Raw genomic sequence first — 23,612 nt, 5'->3', positions numbered from 1 at the left:
CTAACCAGCGGACATGGGGGAACATGTCGGTGGCGAGAGGAGCTGTTCATGGCCCTGTTCAAGAAGCGCACCGTCGGCAAGCCGGGCGAGTGGTACTACTGCCTGGAACACAAGAAGGTCGAGGAGGGCCCGGACTGCCCGGGCAAGGACCGCTTCGGTCCGTACGCCTCCCCCGAGGAGGCGCGGCACGCGATGGAGAGAGCGGCCGAGCGCAACCTCCAGTGGGAGAACGACCCGCGCTGGCACGACGCGCCCGCCGGGGGCGGCACCGACGAGGACTGATCACGCCGACACGGCCGCGCGCCGCTCGCGCATCCGTACCGCGTGCTCGTTCGTCCGGGCGTCGTACGCCATCAGCCCCGGCAGGCACAGCGCCAGCAGCCCCACCGCGCCCGCGCACGCCAGGCCACCGGACCAGACCGAGGCCCGTACGCCCGCCCACGCGGCCGTGCCGCCCGCGCGGACCTGACCGAGCTGCGGGCCGACCGAGTACGACAGCAGTTCGATCCCGGCGAGCCTGCCGCGCAGCTCGTCCGGGATCGTCTGGTTCCACATGGCCGCCCGGAAGATCCCGCTGACCATGTCGAAGCCGCCGCCGACGGCGAGGAACAGCAGCACCAGCCAGACGTTCCCGCAGACCCCGGCCGCCGCCACCGCCAGGCCCCACCCGGCGGCCGACAGCACCACCAGCACCCCGTGCCGGTGCACCCGCGAGGTCCAGCCGCTCGTCAGGCTCACCAGCAGCGCGCCCGCCGGGATGGTCGCGTACATCAGCCCGAGCGCCCACCGCGCGTGCAGGTCGTCGGCGAGGAACGGCAGCACGGCCAGCGGCATGGCCAGGAACATCGCCGCGAGGTCCACGGCGTAGGTGCCGAGGAGTTCCTTGCGGCTCCACGCGTACCGGGCGCCCTCCGCGATCGCCTTCAGATCCGGCTTCGCGGCCTCCTCGGCGGCGGGGGAGGGGGCGATCCGCGCGATGTACGCCAGCGAGACGGCGAAGGTCAGCAGATCGGCCGCGTAGGCCCAGCCGAGGCCCGCGTAGGCCACGACCACGCCCGCGACCGCCGGGCCCGCCACTCCGCCGACGGTCCAGCGCAGCGAGTTCAGCGAGGCCGCCGCCGGCATGTCGTCGTGGGCGACGATCCGGGGCCACAGGGAGTCCAGGGCCGGGCGCTGCACGGAGACCAGCGCGGAGGAGAGGGCGGCGACGACGTACAGCGGCCAGAGGGCGGGGCGGGGCAGCAGGGCGTTCAGCAGCAGGGCGGCGCTGAGCAGGCCCTGGCCGGCCTCCGTCCACACGATGAGCTTCCGCTTGTCCAGGGCGTCGGCGAGGGCGCCGCCGTAGAGGCCGCACACGATGAGCGGCAGCAGCTCGACGGCGCCGATCGCGCCGACCGCTGCGGCGGACTCCGTCAGATCCTTGAGCTGGACCGGCAGCGCGACGAAGGTCAGGAAGCTGCCGAAGTTGCTGATCAGACCGGACTTCCACAGGCGCCGGAAGTCGGCGGAGGCTTTCCAGGGGGCGAGGTCGGGGAGGAGTGCTCGGCTCACCGGGGAATGCTCGACGGCCCGGCACCGCCGGGCAACTGGTTTTCCGCCCCTGCCTCGAGACCGTACGGTGCCGCCCGCGAACCGGTGTGGCACCGTGCCGGACACGGACCGCTGCGGCCTCCTCCCGGCCCGGTCCGACCGGGGCGGGGCCGGCTGGTGGGGGACGAGCGGCCGGGGCCCGGCGGGGTGTTGGGAGGAGCGGCGGACCGGGACCGTCGGCCGGCCGGGAGAGGCGGAGGGCTGGGAGCCCGGCGGGCTGGGAGGGCCGGTGAGCCCGGAGGCCCTGGAGGCCGGCAGGGCCGGAGGCCCGGGAGGTCCGGGGGCGGCAGCCCGAGAGGGGCGAATGACGGGGGAGTCCGGGAGGGACGGTCGGTCGGCCGGGGGAGCCCGGCGGGGTGGGGGAAGTCGGGACCGTCGGCCGGCGGCGAGGGCCGGCGGGCCGAGAGGCGCCGGCCGGGACCGGCGACGGGCCGGGAGGGGGAGCAAGCCGGGCCGTCTGCTGGGCGGAAGGGGCCGGTCGCCGTCAAGAGGCGTTCGGTAGGGGCCTCTTGGCCGAGCGAGCCGGGTGGGTGGGCGAGGCGGTCACCACGGGGCGGGCGGCGGAGCCGTCAGCGCTTCCGTCAGCCGGGAGAGACGGTCCCGGAACCCCCGGCGCGCCCTCGGAGAGCCCCCGTTCTCGCCCGCCGCCGCGCTCACCAGGTGCTGCACGCTGTCCAGGTCCAGCTCCGCCCCCTCGGGCACGGCCAGCGTGTCATGCGCCATCGCGGCCAGCTCGCCCCCGCCCGCCCCCAGCGCCAGCACCGTCACCCCGGCCCGCCGGGCGTCGTGCACCCGCTCCAGCAGCGGCGCCGGCTCCTCGGGCGCCACCACCAGCAGCGTCTCCCCGCGCCGCGCCGCCGCGATCCGCCCCGGCCCCACCGCCAGGTGCGCGGGATCGCAGGGGCGCGCGTGATGCCGTACCAGCGTCGGCGCCAGCTCGGGCGTGCCCGACCACGCGGCCTCGTCCACCAGGTGCGCGGCCAGGTGCCACGGCTCGTACTCCGGCGTCCCCACCAGCAGCAGCCCGCCACCGTGCGCCACCACCGACCCGCGCAGCACCCCCGCGAACCTCCGGGTGGCCCCCAGCCACTCGGTCCCGGCCAGCACTTCCCGCAGCAACGCGACCCGTACGGCGTCCATGCGACCGCATCCTGCCGCAACGCGGCACTCGTGACACCGAGTTCACCGCGAATTCGCCCGACCCGGGGATGGTGGCTGCCACCCCGCCCGCCCCGCACGCCCGAGGAGCCGCCCGATGACCGACGTGTCCGTCCCCTTCCGCGCGGGCCACGAGGGCTACGCGAGCTTCCGCATCCCGGCCGTCGTCGCCACCCGCTCCGGCACCCTGCTCGCGTTCTGCGAGGGCCGCGCCGACTCCGCCGCCGACCACGGGCACATCGCCATCGTGCTCAAACGCTCCACGGACGGCGGCCGCACCTGGGGCCCGCTCCAGGTCGCAGCGGACAACGGCGCGAACCTCGCCGGCAACCCCGCCCCCGTCGTCCTGGACACCGGCCGCGTCCTGCTCGTGCACGTGCGCGCCGCCGCCTCCGCCACCGAGGCCGCCATCCTGCGCGGCCAGGTCGGGGACGCCGACGGGCGGCGCGTGTGGGTGCAGCACAGCGACGACGACGGGGCGACCTGGTCCAGGCCCGAGGAGATCACCCAGCAGGTGAAGAAGCCCGGCTGGCGCTGGTACGCCACCACCCTCGGCCATGCCCTCCAGCTGGCCTCCGGCCGCGTCCTCGTCCCCGCCAACCACACCCTGCCGCCCACCGGCACCGACACCGGTGCCGAGGCCAGGCACAACGGCGGGCACTGCCTGCTCAGCGACGACCGCGGCGAGAGCTGGTACCTGGGCTACCTGGACGAGAACACCGACGGCTACGTCAACGTCAACGAGACCACCGCCGCCGAACTCCCCGACGGCCGCGTCTACCTCAACACCCGCAACGACTCCCCGTCACCCGGCAACCGCGCCGACGCCCACTCCGAGGACGGCGGGAAGACCCTCGTCAAGCCCTTCCGGCCGCAGGCCGGGCTGACCGCGCCGGTCTGCGAGGCCTCCGTGCTCCAGCTCCGCGACCCCGACCTGCTCCTCTTCTCCGCCCCGGCCGACCCCGCCGCCCGCGCCCTGATGACGATCCGCGCCTCCGGCGACGGCGGCGTCACCTGGCGCCCGGCGTTCACCGTCGACGGGCTGCCCGCCGCCTACTCCGACCTGGTCCGCGTCGACCCGCACACCGTCGGGCTCCTGTACGAGACGGGCGACTTCGGCGCCTACGAGACGATCACCTTCCGCCGGGTGCCCGTACGCCGGCTGACCTGAGCCGGTACGGGCCCGGCGGCGGACGTAGAGTCGGCCCATGACCTCTACCGACAGCGCACAGACCCCTGCCAAGGCCCCCGCCAAGGACCCCTGGGACCTGCCCGACGTCTCCGGGTACGTCGTCGGCGTGCTCGGCGGCACCGGACCGCAGGGCAAGGGCCTCGCCTACCGGCTCGCCCGGGCCGGCCAGAAGGTGATCATCGGCTCCCGCGCCGCCGAGCGGGCCCAGGCCGCCGCCGCGGAACTCGGGCACGGCGTCGAGGGCGCCGACAACGCCGGGACCGCGCGCCGCAGCGACATCGTGATCGTCGCCGTACCGTGGGAGGGCCACGGCGACACCCTGAAGGCGCTGCGCGAGGAGCTGGCCGGAAAGCTCGTCGTGGACTGCGTCAACCCCCTCGGCTTCGACAAGAAGGGCGCCTACCCCCTCAAGCCGGAGGAGGGCAGCGCCGCCGAGCAGGCCGCCGCCCTGCTGCCGGACTCCCGGGTCGCCGCCGCCTTCCACCACCTGTCGGCCGTCCTGCTCCAGGACCCGCGGATCGAGCAGATCGACACCGATGTGATGGTGCTCGGCGAGGAGCGCGCCGACGTGGAGATCGTGCAGGCGCTGGCCGGGCGCATCCCCGGCATGCGCGGCGTCTTCGCGGGCCGGCTGCGCAACGCCCACCAGGTCGAGTCGCTGGTCGCGAACCTGATCTCGGTCAACCGCCGGTACAAGGCCCACGCCGGGCTCCGCGTCACCGACGTGTGAGCCGGGTCCGGCCATGTCCGGCCATGGGGGACACTGGAACCTCAAGCAGTGTCCCCCCCGACAGGATCCGGAGCCGACCCGCATGCCCCCCCTGCCCCCGCCCAGCCCGACCCGGCGACTCGCCCTCTACACCCTCGTCGTCTGCCTCCTCGCCGTGGCCGCGGCGGTCGTCTCCTTCGTGCAGGGGAGCTGGCTGGGCATCGTCTGGGTGCTGCTGGCGGGCCTGTCGTCCAACATGACCTGGTACTACGTCAAGCGAGGGAAGACGGCCCGCGGCGGGTCCGTCACGGGCTGACCGCGGAGCAGTACTCGTCGGCGCCCTGCCAGAACCGGTACAGGTCCTGGCCGCAGTAGCGGGAAAGGTCGTCGACGTTCAGCGCCCGCATGACCGAGTCGATCACGTCGAAGAACGCGCTGTTGACCGACGGCAGCCACAGCAGCGCGAACACGAACAGCAGCCCGAACGGCGCGAACGGCTCCACCTGCCGCTTCACGTTGTACGACAGCCACGGCTCGATCACCCCGTAGCCGTCCAGGCCCGGCACCGGCAGGAAGTTCAGCAGCGCCGCCGTCACCTGGAGCAGCGCGAGGAAGGCCAGCGCGAACCGGAAGTCGGCGGGGACGCCGTCCAGCGCGTGCAGCCAGAACGGGGCCGTGCACACCGCCGCGAACAGCACGTTCGTCAGCGGGCCCGCCGCCGAGATCAGGCTGTGCCGCCAGCGGCCCCGGATGCGGCCGCGCTCGATGAACACCGCGCCGCCGGGCAGACCGATCCCGCCCATGATCACGAACAGCACCGGGAGCACGATGCTCAGCAGCGCGTGCGTGTACTTCAGCGGGTTCAGCGTGAGGTAGCCCTTCGCGCCGACCGTGATGTCCCCGCTGTGCAGGGCGGTGCGGGCGTGCGCGTACTCGTGCAGGCACAGGGAGACGATCCAGGCCGCCGTCACGAACAGGAACACCGCGACGCCCGGCTGCGCGGCGAACCCGCTCCAGGTGGCCCAGCCGGTCACCGCCGTCACGGCCAGGATGCCGACGAACACCGGGCTGATCTGCCGATCGCCGTGGCGGGTGGTGGCGGTGGTCATGGGGAAGAGCTCCTCGGGTCGCGTCGGGCGGGCCGGGGTCGACCGTACCGGTGATCGCGGGGAAACGTCCTGCGAGCGGCCGGAGGTTCCTGCTAGTCGTTACGCTGTCATCGAGTCGACTGAGGAGGTGGCCATGACGATCGCCGAGGGCTGGGTCGAGCTTGTCCAGGACGCCATTCATGTGCCGAAGAGCGCGCGCCTCCGCCTGACGAGGAATGGTCTCACGTTGGTACCGGTCACCTACGCGCACAGGGCGACTCAGCGGCGCATCGAGAACCAGATCGAAGAACGGCTGCCGGGCTGGGTGGCGACGAGCGAGTTCTCGGTCGTCCCTCCCCGGGAGGGCTACAAGCCCGAACCCGATGCCACGGCGATTCCGCGCGAGCTGGTCGAGACGGACAAGAGCGACATCAGCGAAGAGCTGCTGCCCTTCGTGGTCGAGGTCGTCTCACCGGAGAGCAAGAACCGCGACTACAACACCAAGCCGAGCCACTACGCTCTGCGCCGCATCCCCGCCTACCTCATCGTCGACGTGCTCGCCGGCCGTTGGACCCTGCTGACACGCCCGGAGGACGGCGAGTACCAGCACCAGGAGTCCGGCGTCTTCGGGGATCAGATCAAGATCCCCGTCGCCGACCAGACCCTCGTCCTCGACTCCTCCCAGTTCATCCGCATCTAAGACCCGCGAGCGGCGCCCGGTGGTCCCCAGGGACAATGGACCCCGTGCGCTATCGGCTGCTCGGCACCACTCAGGCGATCCGTCCCGACGGTACGGCCGTCCCGGTCGGCGGGGCGCGGTTGCGCGCCCTGCTGAGCGTGCTCGCGCTCAGGGCCGGGCGGACCGTGCCCGCGGGGGTGCTGGTGGACGAGGTGTGGGGCGCCGACCCGCCCGCGGACGCCACCGGCGCCCTCCAGGCGCTCGTCGGCCGGCTCCGCCGGACCCTCGGCGCCGCCGCCGTCGTCTCCGCCGACGGCGGCTACCGGCTCACCGCCGCACCCGACGACGTCGACCTCGCCCGCTTCGACCGGCTGACCGGCGACGGCCTCGGCGCCCTCACCGACGGCGACCCGGCCAAGGCCGCCGCCGTCCTCGACGACGCCCTCGCCCTGTGGCGCGGCCCCGCCCTCGCCGACCTGCCCGACCGCACCGCCGAGGCGGCCCGCTGGGAGACCCGCAGGCTCGACGCCCTGCGCGCCCGGCACACCGCCGCCCTCGCCCTCGGCGAGGCCGAGCGGGCGCTGCCCGAGCTGACCGCCCTGTGCGACAGCCACCCGCTGGACGAGCCCCTCCAGGCGCTGCGGCTGCGCGCCCTGCGCGACACCGGCCGCCCCGCCCAGGCACTCGCCGCCTACGAGGACGTACGACGCCTCCTCGCGGACCGGCTCGGCTCCGATCCCGGTCCCGAACTGCGCGCCCTGCACGCCGAACTGCTGCGGGAGGAACCGGCCGAGCCGGCTCCCGCGGCCCGGCCGGGCAACCTGCCCGCCCGGCTCACCTCCTTCGTCGGCCGGGAAGCCGACCTCAGGACCATCGGCGCCGACCTGGCGACGGCCCGCCTGGTCACCCTGCTGGGGCCCGGCGGCGCCGGCAAGACCCGGCTCTCGCAGGAGGCCGCCGAGGCGGTACGGCACACCGCCCCGGACGGGGTGTGGCTCGCCGAGCTGGCCCCCGTGGACGCCCCGGACGCCGTACCGCAGGCCGTGCTCACCGCGATCGGCGCCCGCGAGACCGTGCTGCACGGCGCCGGCGTGGACGGCATGCGCGCGGTCTCCGACCGGCACGGCGACCCCGTCGAACGGCTCGTGGAGCACTGCGCCCGGCGCCGCATGCTGATCATCCTGGACAACTGCGAGCACGTCGTGGACGCCGCCGCCCGGCTCGCCGAGCACCTGCTGGCCCGCTGCCCGGAGCTGACCGTCCTCGCCACCAGCCGGGAACCCCTCGGCGTGCCGGGGGAACTGGTCCGGCCCGTGGAGCCGCTGCCCGAGCCGGTCGCGCTGCGGCTGCTCGCCGACCGGGGCGCGGCGGCCCGCCCCGGCTTCCGGGTCGAGGACGACCCGGAGGCGTGCGCCGAGATCTGCCGCCGCCTGGACGGACTGCCCCTCGCGATCGAGCTTGCGGCGGCCCGGCTGCGCATGCTGACGCCTCGTCAGATAGCGGACCGGCTGGACGACCGTTTCCGGCTGCTCACCTCCGGCAGCCGCACCGTGCTGCCCCGCCAGCAGACCCTCAGAGCCGTCGTCGACTGGTCCTGGGACCTGCTGGACGCCGGCGAACGGGACGTCCTCGCCCGGCTGTCGGTGTTCGCCGGCGGCTGCGACCTCGCCGCCGCCGAGGCGGTGTGCGGGCCGGCCGCCCTGGACGCGCTCGGCTCCCTGGTCGACAAGTCCCTCGTGGTGGCCGCCCCGGCGGCCGACGGCGGCATGCGCTACCGGCTGCTGGAGACCGTGGCCGAGTACGCCGCCGAACGCCTCGCCGAGACCGGCCACCGCGCGCGGGCCCAGCGCGCCCACCTGACCTACTACCGGGAACTCGCCCGCACCACCGACCCGTTGCTGCGCGGCTCCGGGCAGCGCGCCGCCATCGACCGGTTCCAGCTGGAGTACGAGAACCTGCGCACCGCGTTCCGGCACGCCGTCGCCCAGCGCGACGAACAGGAGTGCCTGTGCCTGGTGCTGTCCCTGTTCTGGTTCTGGCAGATGCGCGACCAGCGCATCGAGATCCGCACCTGGTGCCGGGAGGTCATGGCGCTCGGCCCCGACCCGTTCACCGAACCGGTCCGCCGCGCCGAACCGGTGTGGCAGCGCTGCACCGACACCCCGCCCCCCTACACCGGAGAGCTCCTCGCCGAGGCCCGGCGCGGGGTCCATCTGGCCCATCTGGCGTGCATGGACACCGAGATCGACCTCTGGCAGACCCCCGAGGCGGCGGCGAAGCTCCGTGTCGTCACCCAGGTCTACGAGCCCGGCCTGCCGCAGACCTGCCGGCCCCCGGGCATGCTGTGGTTCTTCGCCGGGCTGCTGACCGGCGGCGCCGATCAGGTGCGCACCATCGTGGACGCCACCGTGCGGACCTGCCGGGAGACCCCGGGTTACGAGTGGGAGCTGGCCGGCGCCCTCCACCTGCGCGCCAACCTCCTGGCCAACCGGGGCTCCTGGGCGGGCGACGCCACCCGCGACGCCGACGAGTCCCTGGAGATCTACCACCGGCTCGGCGACGCCTGGGGCACCACCGAGGCCCTGTCCGCCCGCGGCGAGGCCAACGAACGCAAGGGCGCCCACCGCGAGGCCGCCGCCGACTACCAGGCCGCCATCGAACACGCCGAACGCCTCGGCGCCCGCGCCCAGGTCGCCGTGCTCCGCGCCCGGCTCGGCAGCGTGCTCGTGCAGGCCGGCGAGAACGAACGCGGCGAGCGGATGCTCCGCGACGTCACCATGGACGAGGGGGGCGTCCACAACGAGGCCGTGCCCTTCGCGCGGCTCTTCCTCGCCGGCTGGCTCAGTCTGACCGGCCGCACCGCGGAGGCCCGCGAACAGCTCCGGCTGACGCGCGAGGAGGTCACCATCGCGCGTTTCGTCGTGTTCGACGCGCTGATCACCTCTCAGGAGGCATGGGTGGACGCCGTGGACGAGCGCACGGAGGACGCCCTCACCCGGGTCCGCAGGGCCGTCCGTCTCGCCACCGACCCGCTGTCCGAGGCCCTCAACCCGCACCTGAACTCCATCTGCCTCACCACCGCGGCGATGGCCCTCGCCCGCGCCGACGGCGGCAGCCGCGCCAGCGACGCCGCCCGCTGCCTGGGCGCCGCCGACGCGCTGCTGCCGCCCGGCCACATCCCCTCGGACGTGGAGCGGCGGTGCCACGCCATGACCGAGGCGCGGATCCGGGAGGCGCTGGACCCGGTCTCGTACGAGGCCGCGTACGCCGAGGGCGGTGGCCTCTCCCTCGCGGAGGCCACCGCCCTGCTCTGAGCGCCGGGAGGCGTCAGCTCTTCGTGCGGAACTTGTGGATGGCGACCGGGGCCATGACCGCGGTCAGGCCGACCGACCAGATCAGCGTCACCCACAGGTCGTGCGCGACCGGGCCGCCCTCCATCAGGCCGCGCGCGGTGTCGGCCAGCGACGACAGCGGGTTGTAGTCGGTGAACGCCTGGAGCCAGCCCGGCATCGAGGAGGTCGGTGCGAAGATCGACGAGCCGAACTGGAGCGGCATCAGCACCAGGAAGCCCATCGCCTGCACCGACTGCGCGTTCTTCATCACCACGCCGAGGGTCAGGAACACCCACATCAGCGCCGAGCCGAACACCGCCGACAGTCCCACGGAGGCCAGCAGACCGCTCCAGCTGTTGATGTCGTAGCCCACGAGGAGGGCCACCACCAGCAGCACCAGGGTCGCGAACAGCATCCGCATCAGCTCCACCGCGATCTTCGCGAAGAGCACGGAGCCGCGTCCGATCGGCAGGGACCGGAAGCGGTCCATGACACCGGAGTTGAAGTCCTGGTTGAAGCCGGTGCCCACGCCCTGGGCCATGTTCATGCCCATCATGGCCATGAGGCCGGGGACGACGTACTGGACGTACTGGTCCTGCCCGCCGCCCAGGGACTTCCCGATGGAGCCGCCGAAGACGTACACGAACAGCAGGGTGAAGACGACCGGGAACAGGATCGCGTCGAACATCGACTCCGGGTCCTGGCGGATCCACAGCAGGTTCCGGCGGATCAGCGCGCCGGTGTGGCGCAGATGGGCGCGCAGCGGGATCGGCGTGTCGGTCTTCGGTGCGGCCGGGGACAGGGTGGCGGCGGTCATACGGCGACCTCCTGACGGTCGTCGGCGGGCGTGGCGTCCTGCGGGGCACTGGCGCGGTGGCCGGTGAGCGACAGGAACACCTCGTCCAGGCTGGGCAGTTCGGTGGTGACGGAGGAGACCGTGATGCCGCGCGCGGTGACCGCGCCGACGACGGCCGTCAGCTGCTCGTCGCTGAGGATCGGCACCAGCAGGGTCCCGGTGTCGGTGTCCACGGTGGTCGTGGCGAGCCCGGTGATGCCCAGCTCGTCCAGCATCGTGGCGAGCGGGCGCAGTTCCAGCGGGTCCACCGGCCGCACCCGCAGGGTGCGTCCGCCGACGCGGGCCTTCAGCTCCTCGATCCCGCCCTTCGCGATGACCTTGCCCCGGTCCACCACGGTCAGTTCGGACGCGAGCTGCTCGGCCTCCTCCATGTACTGGGTGGTGAGCAGCACGGTGACGCCGTCGCCGACCATCGCCTTCACCTCGTCCCACACCTCGTTGCGGGTGCGCGGGTCGAGGCCGGTGGTCGGCTCGTCCAGGTACAGCACGGCGGGCCGGCCGATCATGGACGCGGCCAGGTCCAGCCGCCGCCGCATGCCGCCGGAGTACGTGCCCGCGGGCCGCCTGGCCGCCTCCGTCAGCGAGAACCGCTCCAGCAGCTCGTCGGCGCGGGCGCGGGCGTCCTTGCGGGACAGGTCCAGCAGCCGGCCGATCAGGTACAGGTTCTCCCAGCCCGGGAGCTTCTCGTCCACGGAGGCGTACTGGCCGGTGAGGCCGATGACCCGGCGCAGCCGGCGGGGCTGCCGTACGACGTCGTAGCCGGCCACCGTGGCCTGCCCGGCGTCGGGGGTGATGAGGGTGGACAGGATGCGTACGAGGGTGGTCTTGCCGGCGCCGTTCGGTCCGAGCACACCCATCACGGTGCCCTCGCGCACGTCCAGGTCGACACCGTCCAGCGCCTTGGTCTCGCCGTAGTGCTTGACCAGTCCCCGTACGGTCACGGCGGAGCGTCCGCCGACGGGGTTGTCGTCGATGCGTGTCATGCCGATGACAGTGCCAGCCCCCACCGACAAACCACCGACAGCCGACCGACACCCGCCGACAGTCGACCGACGGACGGCCAGCAGCCCGCCGACGGGGGACGATCGGCGGGCTGCCCGGTGGTGCCGCAGTGGTCTAGTGGACGGAGTGCTCCTCCAGCGGGAACGTCCCGCCGACCACGTCCTCCGCGAAAGCCTTGACCGCGTCGCCCATGACCTCACGCAGGTTCGCGTACTTCTTGACGAACTTCGGGACCCGGCCGGAGGTCAGCCCGAGCATGTCCGTCCAGACCAGGACCTGCGCGTCCGTCTCCGGTCCCGCGCCGATGCCGACGGTCGGGATGTGCAGCACCCGCGTCACCTCGGCCGCCAGCTCCGCCGGGACCAGCTCCAGCACCACCGCGAACGCGCCCGCGTCCTGCACGGCCTTGGCGTCGCGCAGCAGCTGCTGTGCCGCCTCCTCGCCGCGTCCCTGCACCCGGTAGCCCATCGCGTTGACGGACTGCGGGGTCAGCCCGATGTGGGCCATGACCGGGATGCCGGACTCCACCAGCAGCCGGATCTGCTCGTGCGACCGCTCGCCGCCCTCCAGCTTGACCGCGCCGACCCCGGCCTCCTTCACCAGCCGGGTCGCCGAGCGCAGCGCCTGCACCGGGCCCTCCTGGTAGGAGCCGAAGGGCAGGTCGCCGACGATCAGGGAGCGGGTGGTGCCGCGTACGACGGCCGCGGACAGCATGGTCATCTCGTCGAGGGTGACGGGGACGGTGGTGTCGTACCCGAGGTGGCAGTTGCCCGCCGAGTCGCCGACCAGGATGACCGGGATGCCGGCCTCGTCGAAGACGGACGCGGTCATCGCGTCGTACGCGGTGAGCATGGGCCACTTCTCGCCCCGCTCCTTGGCGAGGGCGATGTCGCGGACGGTGATGCGGCGGGTGCCCTTTCCTCCGTAGAGGCCCCCGTACAGCGCCTTGCTGCCGTCGGAGGGCTTGTTCTGGGCAGCCGAAAGCTGCGTCATGGCAACGGCTCCTTCAGTCATCTCGAGGCGCCCTGACGGCGTCCCCGGATCGACTCCATGGTGGCACCTCGTGCCATTCGGGGCCAGGGGTACCCCCGTGTGAGCCGAACCGCGTAAGGCCTTGGTAAAGAAATAAGATACGAGACGGTTCCGTATCGGAATGATCGTAGGCTCGGACGCATGACAAGTCCCGTCCCTGCCTCCCGAATACCGGAAGCGGTGCACCGACGCCGTTGGGCGATCCTCGGCGTGCTCATGCTCAGCCTGCTGATCGTGGTGCTCGACAACTCGATCCTGAACGTCGCCATCAAGACCATCGCCACCCCGGCGCCCACCGGCCTCGGCGCCACGCAGAGCCAGATCGAGTGGGCGATCAACGCCTACACCCTCGTCTTCGCCGGCCTGCTGTTCACCGCCGGACTCGTCGGCGACCGGCTCGGCCGCAAGAAGGTGCTGCTCGGCGGCATCCTCGTGTTCGGCATCGGCTCCGCGCTCGCCGCCGAGTCCGGCTCGCCCGGCCAGCTGATCGCCTACCGGGCGGTGATGGCCCTCGGTGCCGCCTTCGTCATGCCCGCCACTCTCGCCGTGCTCATGAACGTCTTCGAGCGCGAGGAACAGCCCAAGGCCATCGGCATCTGGGCCGGCGGCGTCGGCCTGGCCATCGCCATCGGCCCGATCACCGGCGGCGCCCTCCTCGACCACTTCTGGTGGGGCTCGGTCTTCCTCGTCAACGTGCCCATCGTGATCGTCGCGCTGGTCCTGATGGCCTGGCTGGTGCCCGACTCCCGCGACCCGCGGCCCGGCCGCCTCGACCCCATCGGCGTGGTCCTGTCCGTCGTCGGCCTCGTGCTGCTCGTCTACGGCATCATCAAGGGTGGCGAGCTGGCCGACTTCACCGACGCCAAGGCGCTGGGCACCATCGTCGCCGGCCTCGTCGTCCTGGCCGCCTTCGTCGTCTTCGAGAAGCGCAGCGACCACCCGTCGCTGGACGTCACCTACTTCCGCAACAAGGTCTTCTCGGCCGCCATGAGCGCCATCGCGCTGGTCTTCTTCGCGCTGATGGGCGTCACGTTCTTCGGCGTCTTCTACACCCAGAGCGTGCGCGGCTACTCGCCGCTGGAGTCCGGCGTGCTGATGCTGCCGCTCGCCGCCGCCCAGCTGATCTTCGCGCCCCGGGCCCGGCTGCTGGTCGACCGGTTCGGCAACAAGGCCACCACCACCGGCGGTCTGGTGCTGATCGCGGCGACGCTGGCCGCGTTCGCCACCTTCCAGGCCGACACGCCGATCTGGCTGCTGGAGGTCGTGTTCTTCCTCATGGGCACCGGCATGGCGCACATCATGACCCCGACCTCGGTCGTCATCATGCAGGCCCTGCCCCGCGAGAAGGCCGGCTCCGCCTCGGCGCTCAGCAACACCTTCCGCCAGGTCGGCGGCGCCCTCGGCATCGCCGTCCTCGGCTCGGTGCTCGCCACCTCGTACCGCAACGGCATCGAGGACAAGCTCGGCCTGCTGCCGCCCGGCCTGCGCGCCACCGCCGGCGAGTCCATCGAGGCCACCCTCGGCGTCGCCGAGAAGCTCGGCCCGCGGGGCCAGGCCCTGGTCACCCCCGCCAACGACGCGTTCCTGCACGCCATGCACGTCACCGCCCTGTGCGGTACGGGCGTCGCGCTGGTCGGCGCCGTGGTGACCTTCCTGTTCCTGCCGGGCAAGCCGCCCGCCGGCCGGCGGCAGGACAAGGAGCCGGAGCTGGTCGCCGCGGGGGAATGAGGCACGCGCGGGGTTCCACGGGGGAAGGAGGGGGCTGCGGGACAATCCCCGCAGCCCAGTGAGAGGACGGATCGTCGTGAGCCTTGCCGAGAGCCGACCGCGTCCGGACGGACCCGCGCGCGGCCGGCCGCGCAGCGAAGCGGTGGAACGCGCCATCCTGGAAGGCGTGATGAAGCTCCTGGAGGAGGGCGTGCCCCTCGCCGAGCTGTCCATCGAGCGGGTCGCCCGCACCGCCGGGGTCGGCAAGGCCACCATCTACCGCCGCTGGAGCGGCAAGGAGGAACTGTTCGTCGACGTCGTACGCGCCGCCGAGCCCCCCGACCCCGAACTCCCCGGCACCTCCCTGCGCGACGACCTCGTCGTGCTGCTGGAGTCCCTGCGCCGGCGCGGCCTGGTCAGCCGCTCCTCGGCGATCCTGCACAACGTGTACGCGCAGATGAAGAGCAGCCCGCGGATCTGGGCGGCGTACCACGCCAGCGTCATAGCGCCCCGCCGCGACCTCGCCCTGGACCTGCTGCGCCGCGCGCAGGCGAACGGCGAGATCCGCGCGGAGATCGACCTGGACCTGGCCAACGACATGTTCGTCGGCCCCATGCTCGTCCGCTCCGTCATGCGCCCCGACGCCGAACTGCCCGAGGGACTGGCGGAGCAGATCGTCGACGCGGTCCTGGACGGCCTACGCCCCGTCAGGTCCACGGTGCCGTAGCACTAATGTGCGCGTTTCGTCACAGATCCCGCGCACCCCGGGGGTCACCGGAACTCGCGGCCCCGGCTCGTTCGTCCTCGTCTTCCGTACGGCCGTCATGGGACGGCGGAACGGAGCCGATCATCCCCTAGGGTCGGAAGAACACGGGGGGCGAACGGTGTGCACGGCAGGCAGTGAGGCAGACGGTATGGCGCAGCAGGCGTACATGACGGAGACGGTGGGCGACGGCTCGGAGCCCGAGCGACCGGGATCCCGGCTCCGACGCCTGGCGCACCGCCTCTTCACCGGGTGGCGGAACGATCCGGGCGTCTGGCGGCGCGGCGTCGTCCTCGCCGTGCTGGCCCTGCTGCTCGCCCTGGTGATGCTGCTGCACGCCCACATGCCGAACGCGGTGGGCAACCTCGGCTCGCTCACCGAGACGTTCCTGCCCTGGCTGGGCCTGGCCGTCCCGGTGCTGCTGGTCCTCGCCCTGGTCCGCCGGTCGCTGACCGCGCTGATCGTGATCCTGCTCCCGGCGATCGTCTGGCTGAACCTCTTCGGCGGGCTGCTGACCGACAAGTCCGGCACCGGCGGCGACCTCACGGTGGCCACCCACAACGTCAACGCCGACAACCCCGACCCGGCCGCGACCGCCACCGGCGTGGCCGCGTCCGGCGCCGACATACTGGCCCTGGAGGAGCTGCCCGCCTCCGCCGTACCCGTCTACGAGAAGGCGCTGGCGTCGACGTACAAGTACCACGCGGTCGTCGGCACGGTCGGGCTGTGGAGCAAGTACCCGATGACCGGCGTCCACGCCGTCGACATCAAGCTCGGCTGGAAGCGGGCGATGCGCGCCACCGTGGCGACGCCCAGGGGCCCGGTCGCGGTCTACGTCGCCCACCTGCCCTCGGTGCGGGTGAAGATGGAGGCCGGGTTCACCGCCCGGCAGCGGGACAAGAGCGCCGACGCGCTCGGCGAGGCCATCTCCGACGAGCCCCTGAAGCAGGTCGTGCTGCTCGGCGACCTGAACGGCACCATGAACGACCGCGCCCTCAACGGCGTCACCTCCCAGATGCGCTCCACGCAGGGCGCGGCGGGCAGCGGCTTCGGGTTCAGCTGGCCGGCGTCGTTCCCGATGGCCCGCATCGACCAGATCCTGGTGAAGGGCGTGGAGCCGGAGAAGAGCTGGACGCTGCCGCGCACGAACAGCGATCACCTGCCCGTAGCGGCCCGTGTGAAGCTCGACACAGGGGCTTAACCTGCCGGAATAGTGGACCTGAGAGAATTTGTTCCGCCCAGGAACATATCGCGAGACTGAACCTGTACGGCACCGCGCTCTCTGAAAGGTCCCTCATGCCCCTGGCCCTGCTCGCCCTCGCCGTGGGCGCCTTCGGCATCGGCACGACCGAGTTCGTGATGATGGGCCTCCTGCCCGACGTCGCGGACGACCTGCACATCTCGATCCCCGCCGCCGGCCACCTGGTCTCGGCGTACGCGCTGGGCGTCGTCATCGGCGCCCCGCTGCTGGCCGCGCTGACCGCGCGGATGTCCCGCCGCACGGTCCTGATCTCCCTCATGGCCCTGTTCGTGGCGGGCAACGCCCTGTCGGCGTTCGCCCCCGGCAACGGCTCCCTGCTGGCCGCCCGCTTCCTCAGCGGCCTGCCGCACGGCGCCTTCTTCGGCGTCGGCGCGGTCGTCGCCACGGCGATGGTCCCACCGGAGCGCAAGGCCCGCTCGGTGTCCCTGATGTTCCTCGGCCTGACCGTCGCCAACATCGCGGGCGTCCCCGTCGCCACCCTGATGGGCCAGCACCTGGGCTGGCGGGCGACGTTCCTGGGAGTGAGCGTGATCGGCATCGCCGCGATCGCCTCCCTGGCCCTGCTGATCCCGCACGACCGGAACCACGCGGCCACGTCGACGGGCCTGCGCGGCGAACTCGCGGCCCTGAAGTCGGTACCGGTCTGGCTGGCCCTCGGTACGACGGTGGCGGGCTTCGGCGCGCTCTTCTCGGCCTACAGCTACGTCACCCCGATGCTGACGGACGCGGCGGGCTACGCCGACTCCAGCGTGACCCTGCTCCTCGCCCTGTTCGGCGTCGGCGCCACGGCGGGCAACCTGCTCGGCGGCCGGCTCGCCGACCACTCCCTGCGCGCCACCCTCTTCGGCGGCCTGGCGTCCCTGGGCGCGGTCCTGGCGCTCTTCCCCCTGCTGATGCGGGCGGAGTGGAGCGCGGCCCTGGCGGTCGCCCTGCTGGGCATGGCGGCGTTCGTCACCGGATCCCCGCTCCAGCTGATGGTGATGGAGAAGGCGTCGGCGGCCCCCTCCCTCGCCTCCTCGGCCAACCAGGCGGCGTTCAACCTGGCCAACGCGGGCGGCGCCTGGATCGGCGGCCTCGCCCTGGCGGCCGGCTTCGGCGCGACGTCCCCGGCGCTCGCGGGAGCGGCCCTGGCCGTCCTGGGCCTGGGCGTGGCGAGCGTGGCGTACGCGGTGGACCGCCGCCGGGAGACTCCGTCGGTGGGGCGGGTGGTGGCGTCCCGGGTACCGGAGCCGCACCTGACCGAGCTGCCGAGGTGACGCGAAGAAGGCGAGCATCCCCGGACAGCGCCGGCCCCGGCCGACGGACCCCGAAGGGTTCCGCCGGCCGGGGCTCTGGTCCTATCGTCTGGGTCCGTGGTCGAAAAAGCGGCTCCGCTGCCCCCGACGGTCTTCCCGCTCGCCAAGGGACGTGTGTGGGCCACGCTGGCCGGTTCGCTGGTCTTCGTCGCCCTGGGCATCGTCTTCCTGGTCGCTCACAGCACCGTGAAGATGACTGTGGCCGGGGCGCTGGCCGTCCTCTTCTTCGGGTCCTGCTCGGTGAGCTTCATCCGGCGCCTGTTCCGTGACCGACCCGAGCTGGTGCTGGACGACGCGGGCGTGGACCACGTGAGGCTGGGCCGGTTCGGCTGGGACGAGATAGCCGCCGTGCGGATGCGGGAGCAGCGGGTGCGCACCACCTCGCAGCGGTTCATCGAGCTGGTGCTGCACGATCCGGATGCCTACCTGGCGCGAGCGCCCAGGCTCGTCCGCAGGACCGCGCCCGCGACCGCACGGCTCGGCCTCGGCCCGGCCAACATGGCCACGAACACCTTGCCGGTGCCGCCGGAAGCGGTCCTGGAAGCGATGCGGCGCCACTGCCCCGGACTCCCGGTCCAGCACTGAGCCCCGCTCCCCGCGAGCCCCCGCGGCACCTGCCTCAGTTCCTCAGCTCGCACCACACCGTCTTCCGGTCCGGCCCCTGGTCCACGCCCCACCGCTCGGCCAGCGCGTCCACGAGCGCCAGCCCCCGCCCCGACTCCGCCGTCTCCGCGGCCGACAGCAGGACGGGCAACGCGCGCGGGTCGGGATCGGTCACCTCGATCCGCGTACGCCCCACCGCCGTACCCCCGACCCGGACCGTCACCGGTGTTCCCTCGCCGAGGTGGTCGATGACGTTGGTCAACAGCTCCGTCGCACACAGGCGGACGTCGAAGCCGTGCCCACGGAGGTGGTGGCGCAGTTCCGGCGCCGCCTTCGCCGTGGCCAGCAGGTGTAGTTCCAGTGACGTCGTCACTGCGCCGCCGCCTTCCTCAGCGCGGCGGCCAGCGCCCGCGCCGTGGCCGTGTTGCAGTTCCCGAGCGTGACGAGTCCGGCGGGCGGGTCGTACGTACCCGCGAAGCCCGGCAGGTCGACCCGGAGCGAGGGCAGCGTGATGCCGTGCAGGGCGAGCGCGGCGCGGAGTTCCTCGACGCAGAGGGTGACGTCGTAGGCGGTGGGGGAGCGGTCGGACATGAGCGGCGGCACCTTCTGTGCGGTGTGTGACGAACGCCTCACAGACTGTCGCCACGCTCGCTACCGTGGAAGAGGTTTCGCGTTCGCGACCAGGGCAGCGGAGGAGAGTGAGCGGTGGCTCGGGGCAAGGACATTGACGGCTCGATGAGCGTCCCGACCTTCTACGGCAAGGAGTTGCGGTGGAAGCGGGAGGCGGCCGGCCTGTCGTTGGAGGCGTTCCTTGAGGGCAGCTTCTACGGCAAGACGTACCTCAGCGACATCGAGCACGGGGAGCGGAGGATGCCCATCGATCTGGCTCGCCACGCGGATCGCGTGCTCCGGACCGACGGCTTCTTCGAGCGCCGTTGCGAGGATGTGCGCATGGCCAAGAGGGGCGGGCATGCGGCGTACTTCGAGAAGGTCTTGGAGGCCGAGAAGTATGCCCTGACCATCGAGGAGTGGTGCCCGATCCTCATTCCTGGGCTGCTTCAAACTGCGGCCTATGCGCGAGCCGTGATCTTGGCGGGCTTCCCGCTGTCCCTCGACGAGGAGGTCGAGGAGAAGGTCAGCGGCCGAATGGCCCGTGCCGAGCTTTTCGATCTGGATCACCGCACCCCCGGGTACTGGGCGATCCTGCACGAGTCGCTGATCACCGACCCGATCCTGCCGCCGCCCGAGATGGCGGAGCAGCTCGACCGCATCGTGGAGTTGGCTGAACGTCGTCGGATCACTCCGCAGCTCATCCTGCGGAAGGTCGGTGCGCATCCGCTCATGACTGGTCCGGCGAAGATCATGACCTTTGCCGATGCCCCGCCACTGTTCTACACGGAGGCGCTACACAGCGGTGACACCATCGATGATCCGACCCTCGTGGCGCAGTACCGCTGGTCGTACGATCAGCTCAGGGCCGTCGCACTATCGCCGAAGGCGTCCCTGGCCATGATCAAATCAGCGGCAGAGGATTACCGAAATGGCAAGCAAGCGGATCGACTTGAGTGACGCGCTCTGGGTGAAGAGCAGCTACAGCAACGCGGGCGGCGGGGACTGCGTCGAAGTAGCCCACAACATCCCCACCCTCATCCCCGTACGTGACTCGAAAGTCCCCGGCGGCCCCGTCCTCCTCCTCGCCCCCGCCGCCTGGACCCCCTTCGTCGCCGCGCTGAAGTCTGCGTAACCAGCGACGCGAACGGGGCGTGAGGTGCCCGGCACCCCACGCCCCGTCAGCGGGACGACAACCCCGGCGACTTACCGCTGCCGGAAAGACTCCACGTACCCGTTGGCCGGCGAGCCGACCCCCGTCACGTCGTCGTAGCCCTTCACCGCGGACAGCGAGCTGTCCTTGCCCAGGCTGCGGACCGACGTGAGAAGACCGTCCGCGGCGTCGAGGCCGTTGGCGAAGTCCACGCGCGCCACGGCCAGGCCCGACCCCGTCGGGTTGTCCGTGACGTCGTGGAAGACGCCCTTCTTGCCGTACTTGGCGTAGATCACCGGGTTGGCGAAGCCGAGGGGCTTGCCGCCGCGGGCCTCCTGGGCCAGGGCCTGGACCGCCGCGATGACCGGCGCGGCCAGCGAGGTGCCGCCGATGCGGTACTCGCTGTACTGCTCGGTGCCGTCGGGGAAGGTCTGGGTCTGGCCGACCAGGAAGCCGGTGTTCGGGTCGGCGATGGCCGCGATGTCCGGGACGACGCGGTTGCCGGCGGCGTTGTTGGCCGTGGCCAGCGCGTTCGGGACGACGCCCTTCTGGTAGTACGGCTGCGGCACCGTCTTGCTGGTGCCGCCGCCCGCGCCCGAGGTGAACGCGCCGGGGAAGCCGACCCAGCTCTTGCCGTCGGGGGACAGCGACGCCTTCTCGGTGCCCCAGCCGGTCTCCCACTGGTACTTGTCGCCCTTGCCGACGGCCAGCGAGGTGCCGCCGACCGCGGTGACCCAGGCGGAGTTCGCCGGGGTGTCGACCTGCTTCACACCGGTGTTGGCTACCTCGTCGCCGTTGTCACCGGACGAGAAGTAGAAGCCGATGCCCTGGACCGCGCCCAGCTGGAAGACCTGGTCGTAGGCGGCGGCGAGGTCCGGCGTCTGGTTGGCCTCGATGTCGCCCCAGGAGTTGGAGACGATGTCGGCCAGGTGGCTGTCGACGACCTTGCTGAGGGAGTCCAGCAGGTCGTCGTCGTAGCAGGAGGCCGCGCCCACGTAGGTGACGTCGGCGTTCGGTGCGACCGCGTGGACCGCCTCGACGTCCAGGGTCTCCTCGCCGTACCAGCCGGCGGCCCCGCACTCGTCGGTCTTGGTGTAGTTCTTCGGCAGCACCTGGTGCAGCTGGCCGGTCTTCCAGGCCGCGTCGCCGTTCTTCACGGCGTACTTGCCGGCGTCGTAGGCGATCGTCGGGGAGGCGTACGCGTCGGTGATCGCGACGCGGACGTTCTTGCCGGTGTACGTGCCGGCGCCGTACGCCGCGCGCAGCTGCTCGCCGGTGTAGCCCTTGATCGCGTACGGGATTTTCTGGCCGTAGGCGTCCGGGAGCGTCGTCGCGACGTTCGAGCCGTAGTACGACGAGAAGGGGCCCGCGTTCTTGAAGACCGCGTCCGGGGGCGGCAGCTGGTCGTCGTGGTTCGCCTTGTGCGGAGCGTTGTCCAGGCCGGTGACGGTGAGGACCGCGCCCTTCAGGGCGGACGGGGCGGAGGCCGTGCGCGCCGGGGCGCGGTAGGTCTTGGAGCCCTTGGCGTAGTTGTGCAGCTGGGTGCCGAACGCCTTCTCGGCGGCGGCCACGTCACCGGAGACGGCGACGTAGTGCGGGGTGACCGCGGTGACCGTCAGGCCGGCCGACTTCAGCCAGGACGTGACGGCGGCCACCTGGGCCTTGGTGGCCCCGAAGCGGGCCTGCGCCTTCTTGGCGCTGAGGTACTTGCCGTACAGGGGCGAGCTGGGGTCGGACACCGCCTTGGCGTAGGCGGCGAGTCCGGCCGCGTCCCGGCCGGCCAGGTAGACGCGGGCCTTGACCTGGGCCTTGTCCGAGGTCGCGCCCTTGTCCGCCTTGGCCGTGGCCCACAGCGGCTTGGTGCCCTTCAGTACGTCACGAGCGGGGCTGTCCGCGGCGTGTGCCGCGGGTATGCCCAGCGCCAGCGCACCGGCGATCATGGGCAGTGTCGCTGCCATGCTCACACCGGCGCGCACGGTGGCGCGGTTGGATCTCATAGAACCCCCTGCGATGCGGTTCGCATGCATGTAGTGGTTGGCACGTCGTGGAGGCGCGCGCCGGCCCGCGGCGGTGTCGGCCGACGAGTGGATCACACGATGGGGGCCACTCTTGCGATGAACCGTTCATGCAAGGGGAACGTAAAAGTCAAGAGAAGCTCAAGTAACCGCCCTGCAGGGCGGTTTGACCGTTTCATCCTTACGGCGGTGTTACGAACGGGCTTGCGCGCCCCGTTCCTTGAGCATTCCGGCCATCAGCTCGATCTCCGACTGCTGCGCGTCGACCATGCCCTGCGCGAGCCGCTTCTCCACGCCGACCGTGCACTTGGCGACACAGCCCTCGGCCATGTGGATGCCGCCCTTGTGATGGGCCGTCATCAGCTGGAGGTAGAAGACCTCGGCCTGTTTGCCGCTGAGCGACCCGAGCTTCTTCAGCTCGGTGTTCGTGGCCATCCCCGGCATCAGCGCGCCGTCCTTGCCGGAGGCCATGCCGCCCATGCCCATCCAGGTCATCGGCGGGTCGGCTGACACCTTGGGCAGGTTCCACAGGTCCAGCCAGCCCAGCAGCATGCCGCGCTGGTTGGCCTGCGTCTGCGCGATGTCGTAGGCGAGCCGCCGCACCTCCTCGTCCTTCGTGCGGTCGCGCACGATGTACGACATCTCGACGGCCTGCTGGTGGTGGACGGCCATGTCCCGGGCGAACCCGGCGTCCGCCGAATCCGCGCTCGGCGTCTTCGGACTCGGTCCGCCGGTCTCCTCGGCGACCGCGTAGGTGATCGCGCCGGCCGCGACGAGCACCGCCGCCGCGGTTCCGGCGACCCAGCCGACGTGCTGCCGCCTCACTTCATGACCCCGCCGGTGCACGAGGCGCCCGGCTCGGGCGTCTGCTGCCCCTGCACGTACGTGGCGAAGAACTTGTCCACTTCCGGGTCCTTGGCGCTCTTCACCGCGACCTGGTGGCCCCACGCCGACAGGATCAGCGGGGCGTCCTGGTTCTCGTACGGGCTCATCAGCGAGTACGGGGTCTTCTTCACCTTCGCCGCGAGCGCGTCGACGTCGGCCTTGGCCGCCTTGCCGGTGTACGTCACCCAGACCGCGCCGTGCTCCAGCGAGTGCACGGCGTTCTCCTCGGGCACCGCCTTGGTGTAGACGTCGCCGTTGCAGTTCAGCCAGACCGGATTGTGGTTGCCGCCGACCGGTGGGTGCATCGGGTACGACACCTTGGTCGTCACGTGCGTCCGGGACAGCTTGCCCGACCAGGTCTTCACCCCGTCCGCGCCGGTGGTGAACTTCCCCGAGTCCCCGGAGCCCTTGGCGTCACCGCTCGGCGTGGCCTGGTCCTTGCCGGAGTCGTTCTGCGTCTTCACCAGGACCACACCGCCGACGACGAGACCGACGACGACCACCGCGCTGGCGGCGATGGTGAGCACCCGGTTGCGGCGCTCGCGGGCACGGTCCGCGCGCCGCATCTCCTCGATGCGCGCCTTGCGCGCCGCGGTGCTGCTGTTCTTGCCGGAACCCATGAGGCGTGTCCTTCTGCGGAAGGGGACGTGGACGGTGGGGCCCGCTGATCGTAATGCGGCGGG

24 protein-coding genes are annotated in these 23,612 nt (G+C 72.1%); 13 read left to right on the top strand and 11 right to left on the bottom strand.

The window, feature by feature from the left end; all coding sequences use genetic code 11:
- Window positions 1-48: 48 nt before the first annotated feature.
- On the top strand, window positions 49-282 hold the full coding sequence (locus AB0947_RS07475) for a hypothetical protein (protein ID WP_366749312.1): 234 nt from the start codon (window positions 49-51) through the stop codon (window positions 280-282).
- On the opposite strand, the gene AB0947_RS07470 is transcribed toward AB0947_RS07475, so the two are convergent.
- Both AB0947_RS07470 and AB0947_RS07465 read right to left on the bottom strand, forming a co-directional pair.
- Entirely contained in the window at window positions 283-1,551 is a 1,269-nt protein-coding gene (locus AB0947_RS07470) for an MFS transporter (RefSeq protein WP_366749311.1), read from the bottom strand.
- Window positions 1,552-2,133: 582 nt separating this feature from the next.
- A complete protein-coding gene (locus AB0947_RS07465) occupies window positions 2,134-2,730 on the bottom strand; it encodes a hypothetical protein (RefSeq protein WP_366749310.1) in 597 nt (198 codons plus the stop codon).
- 115 nt (window positions 2,731-2,845) lie between these two features.
- Here AB0947_RS07465 and AB0947_RS07460 point away from each other — a divergent pair, with 115 nt between their 5' ends.
- The 3 genes from AB0947_RS07460 to AB0947_RS07450 all read left to right on the top strand — a co-directional run bounded on the left by AB0947_RS07460 (window position 2,846) and on the right by AB0947_RS07450 (window position 4,965).
- On the top strand, window positions 2,846-3,919 hold the full coding sequence (locus tag AB0947_RS07460; RefSeq protein ID WP_366749309.1) for a sialidase family protein: 1,074 nt from the start codon (window positions 2,846-2,848) through the stop codon (window positions 3,917-3,919).
- Window positions 3,920-3,956: 37 nt separating this feature from the next.
- Entirely contained in the window at window positions 3,957-4,670 is a 714-nt protein-coding gene (gene npdG, locus AB0947_RS07455; protein ID WP_366749308.1) for an NADPH-dependent F420 reductase, read from the top strand.
- Window positions 4,671-4,752: 82 nt separating this feature from the next.
- The gene (locus AB0947_RS07450; RefSeq protein WP_366749307.1) at window positions 4,753-4,965 is read left to right on the top strand and encodes a hypothetical protein; all 213 of its coding nucleotides are present in this window, start codon (window positions 4,753-4,755) and stop codon (window positions 4,963-4,965) included.
- Here AB0947_RS07450 and AB0947_RS07445 read toward each other — a convergent pair.
- Window positions 4,955-5,758: a site-2 protease family protein gene (locus tag AB0947_RS07445; protein WP_366749306.1), complete on the bottom strand. Its 804-nt coding sequence runs from the start codon at window positions 5,756-5,758 to the stop codon at window positions 4,955-4,957. The genes AB0947_RS07450 and AB0947_RS07445 overlap by 11 nt on opposite strands.
- Before the next feature lie 133 nt (window positions 5,759-5,891).
- On the opposite strand from AB0947_RS07445, the gene AB0947_RS07440 reads away from it, so the two are divergent.
- Window positions 5,892-6,437, top strand: coding sequence for a Uma2 family endonuclease (locus AB0947_RS07440; RefSeq protein WP_181140252.1), 546 nt, complete (start codon window positions 5,892-5,894; stop codon window positions 6,435-6,437).
- A gap of 35 nt (window positions 6,438-6,472) precedes the next feature.
- Complete coding sequence (locus AB0947_RS07435) at window positions 6,473-9,730, top strand: BTAD domain-containing putative transcriptional regulator (RefSeq protein ID WP_366749305.1); 3,258 nt, start codon at window positions 6,473-6,475, stop codon at window positions 9,728-9,730.
- A gap of 13 nt (window positions 9,731-9,743) precedes the next feature.
- On the opposite strand, the gene AB0947_RS07430 is transcribed toward AB0947_RS07435, so the two are convergent.
- From AB0947_RS07430 to panB, 3 genes are all read right to left on the bottom strand, one after another.
- Window positions 9,744-10,565, bottom strand: a complete 822-nt coding sequence (locus tag AB0947_RS07430; protein WP_366749304.1) for an ABC transporter permease — start codon at window positions 10,563-10,565, stop codon at window positions 9,744-9,746.
- On the bottom strand, window positions 10,562-11,587 hold the full coding sequence (locus AB0947_RS07425; protein ID WP_366749303.1) for an ATP-binding cassette domain-containing protein: 1,026 nt from the start codon (window positions 11,585-11,587) through the stop codon (window positions 10,562-10,564). Before AB0947_RS07425 ends, AB0947_RS07430 begins: the two co-directional genes overlap by 4 nt.
- A 133-nt stretch (window positions 11,588-11,720) precedes the next feature.
- The gene (gene panB, locus AB0947_RS07420) at window positions 11,721-12,599 is read right to left on the bottom strand and encodes a 3-methyl-2-oxobutanoate hydroxymethyltransferase (protein ID WP_171156881.1); all 879 of its coding nucleotides are present in this window, start codon (window positions 12,597-12,599) and stop codon (window positions 11,721-11,723) included.
- Between the two features lie 180 nt (window positions 12,600-12,779).
- Between panB and AB0947_RS07415 the strand changes: the two genes are divergently transcribed.
- From AB0947_RS07415 to AB0947_RS07395, 5 genes are all read left to right on the top strand, one after another.
- Window positions 12,780-14,366: an MFS transporter gene (locus AB0947_RS07415; protein ID WP_366749302.1), complete on the top strand. Its 1,587-nt coding sequence runs from the start codon at window positions 12,780-12,782 to the stop codon at window positions 14,364-14,366.
- Between the two features lie 76 nt (window positions 14,367-14,442).
- The gene (locus AB0947_RS07410; RefSeq protein WP_366749301.1) at window positions 14,443-15,072 is read left to right on the top strand and encodes a TetR/AcrR family transcriptional regulator; all 630 of its coding nucleotides are present in this window, start codon (window positions 14,443-14,445) and stop codon (window positions 15,070-15,072) included.
- Between the two features lie 187 nt (window positions 15,073-15,259).
- Window positions 15,260-16,309, top strand: coding sequence for an endonuclease/exonuclease/phosphatase family protein (locus AB0947_RS07405; protein WP_366749300.1), 1,050 nt, complete (start codon window positions 15,260-15,262; stop codon window positions 16,307-16,309).
- 95 nt (window positions 16,310-16,404) lie between these two features.
- Window positions 16,405-17,625, top strand: coding sequence for an MFS transporter (locus AB0947_RS07400; protein WP_366749299.1), 1,221 nt, complete (start codon window positions 16,405-16,407; stop codon window positions 17,623-17,625).
- Between the two features lie 96 nt (window positions 17,626-17,721).
- Window positions 17,722-18,249, top strand: a complete 528-nt coding sequence (locus AB0947_RS07395) for an STM3941 family protein (protein WP_366749298.1) — start codon at window positions 17,722-17,724, stop codon at window positions 18,247-18,249.
- Between the two features lie 34 nt (window positions 18,250-18,283).
- Here the strand turns inward: AB0947_RS07395 and AB0947_RS07390 are convergent, their stop codons facing one another.
- On the bottom strand, window positions 18,284-18,640 hold the full coding sequence (locus AB0947_RS07390) for an ATP-binding protein (protein ID WP_366749297.1): 357 nt from the start codon (window positions 18,638-18,640) through the stop codon (window positions 18,284-18,286).
- Window positions 18,637-18,858 carry a hypothetical protein gene (locus AB0947_RS07385; protein WP_366749296.1) on the bottom strand — a complete coding sequence of 74 codons (222 nt, stop codon included), beginning with the start codon at window positions 18,856-18,858 and terminating at the stop codon, window positions 18,637-18,639. Before AB0947_RS07385 ends, AB0947_RS07390 begins: the two co-directional genes overlap by 4 nt.
- A gap of 114 nt (window positions 18,859-18,972) precedes the next feature.
- Here AB0947_RS07385 and AB0947_RS07380 point away from each other — a divergent pair, with 114 nt between their 5' ends.
- Window positions 18,973-19,836 (top strand): helix-turn-helix transcriptional regulator, encoded by an 864-nt coding sequence (locus AB0947_RS07380; RefSeq protein ID WP_366749295.1) that lies wholly within the window; start codon window positions 18,973-18,975, stop codon window positions 19,834-19,836.
- Window positions 19,808-20,011 (top strand): DUF397 domain-containing protein, encoded by a 204-nt coding sequence (locus AB0947_RS07375; protein WP_366749294.1) that lies wholly within the window; start codon window positions 19,808-19,810, stop codon window positions 20,009-20,011. Before AB0947_RS07380 ends, AB0947_RS07375 begins: the two co-directional genes overlap by 29 nt.
- A 71-nt stretch (window positions 20,012-20,082) precedes the next feature.
- On the opposite strand, the gene AB0947_RS07370 is transcribed toward AB0947_RS07375, so the two are convergent.
- The 3 genes from AB0947_RS07370 to AB0947_RS07360 form a co-directional block, all read right to left on the bottom strand.
- Window positions 20,083-22,026, bottom strand: coding sequence for a S53 family peptidase (locus AB0947_RS07370; protein WP_366749293.1), 1,944 nt, complete (start codon window positions 22,024-22,026; stop codon window positions 20,083-20,085).
- 210 nt (window positions 22,027-22,236) lie between these two features.
- Window positions 22,237-22,869, bottom strand: a complete 633-nt coding sequence (locus AB0947_RS07365; RefSeq protein WP_366749292.1) for a DUF305 domain-containing protein — start codon at window positions 22,867-22,869, stop codon at window positions 22,237-22,239.
- Complete coding sequence (locus AB0947_RS07360) at window positions 22,866-23,549, bottom strand: DUF3105 domain-containing protein (protein WP_366749291.1); 684 nt, start codon at window positions 23,547-23,549, stop codon at window positions 22,866-22,868. The genes AB0947_RS07365 and AB0947_RS07360 overlap by 4 nt, the downstream gene beginning before the upstream one ends.
- Window positions 23,550-23,612 lie beyond the last annotated feature (63 nt).

It is taken from the genome of Streptomyces sp. NPDC047841 (genome assembly GCF_040704085.1).
In the GTDB taxonomy this organism is placed as follows: domain Bacteria; phylum Actinomycetota; class Actinomycetes; order Streptomycetales; family Streptomycetaceae; genus Streptomyces; species Streptomyces argyrophylli.
This window is presented reverse-complemented; position numbering and strand designations above follow the sequence as displayed.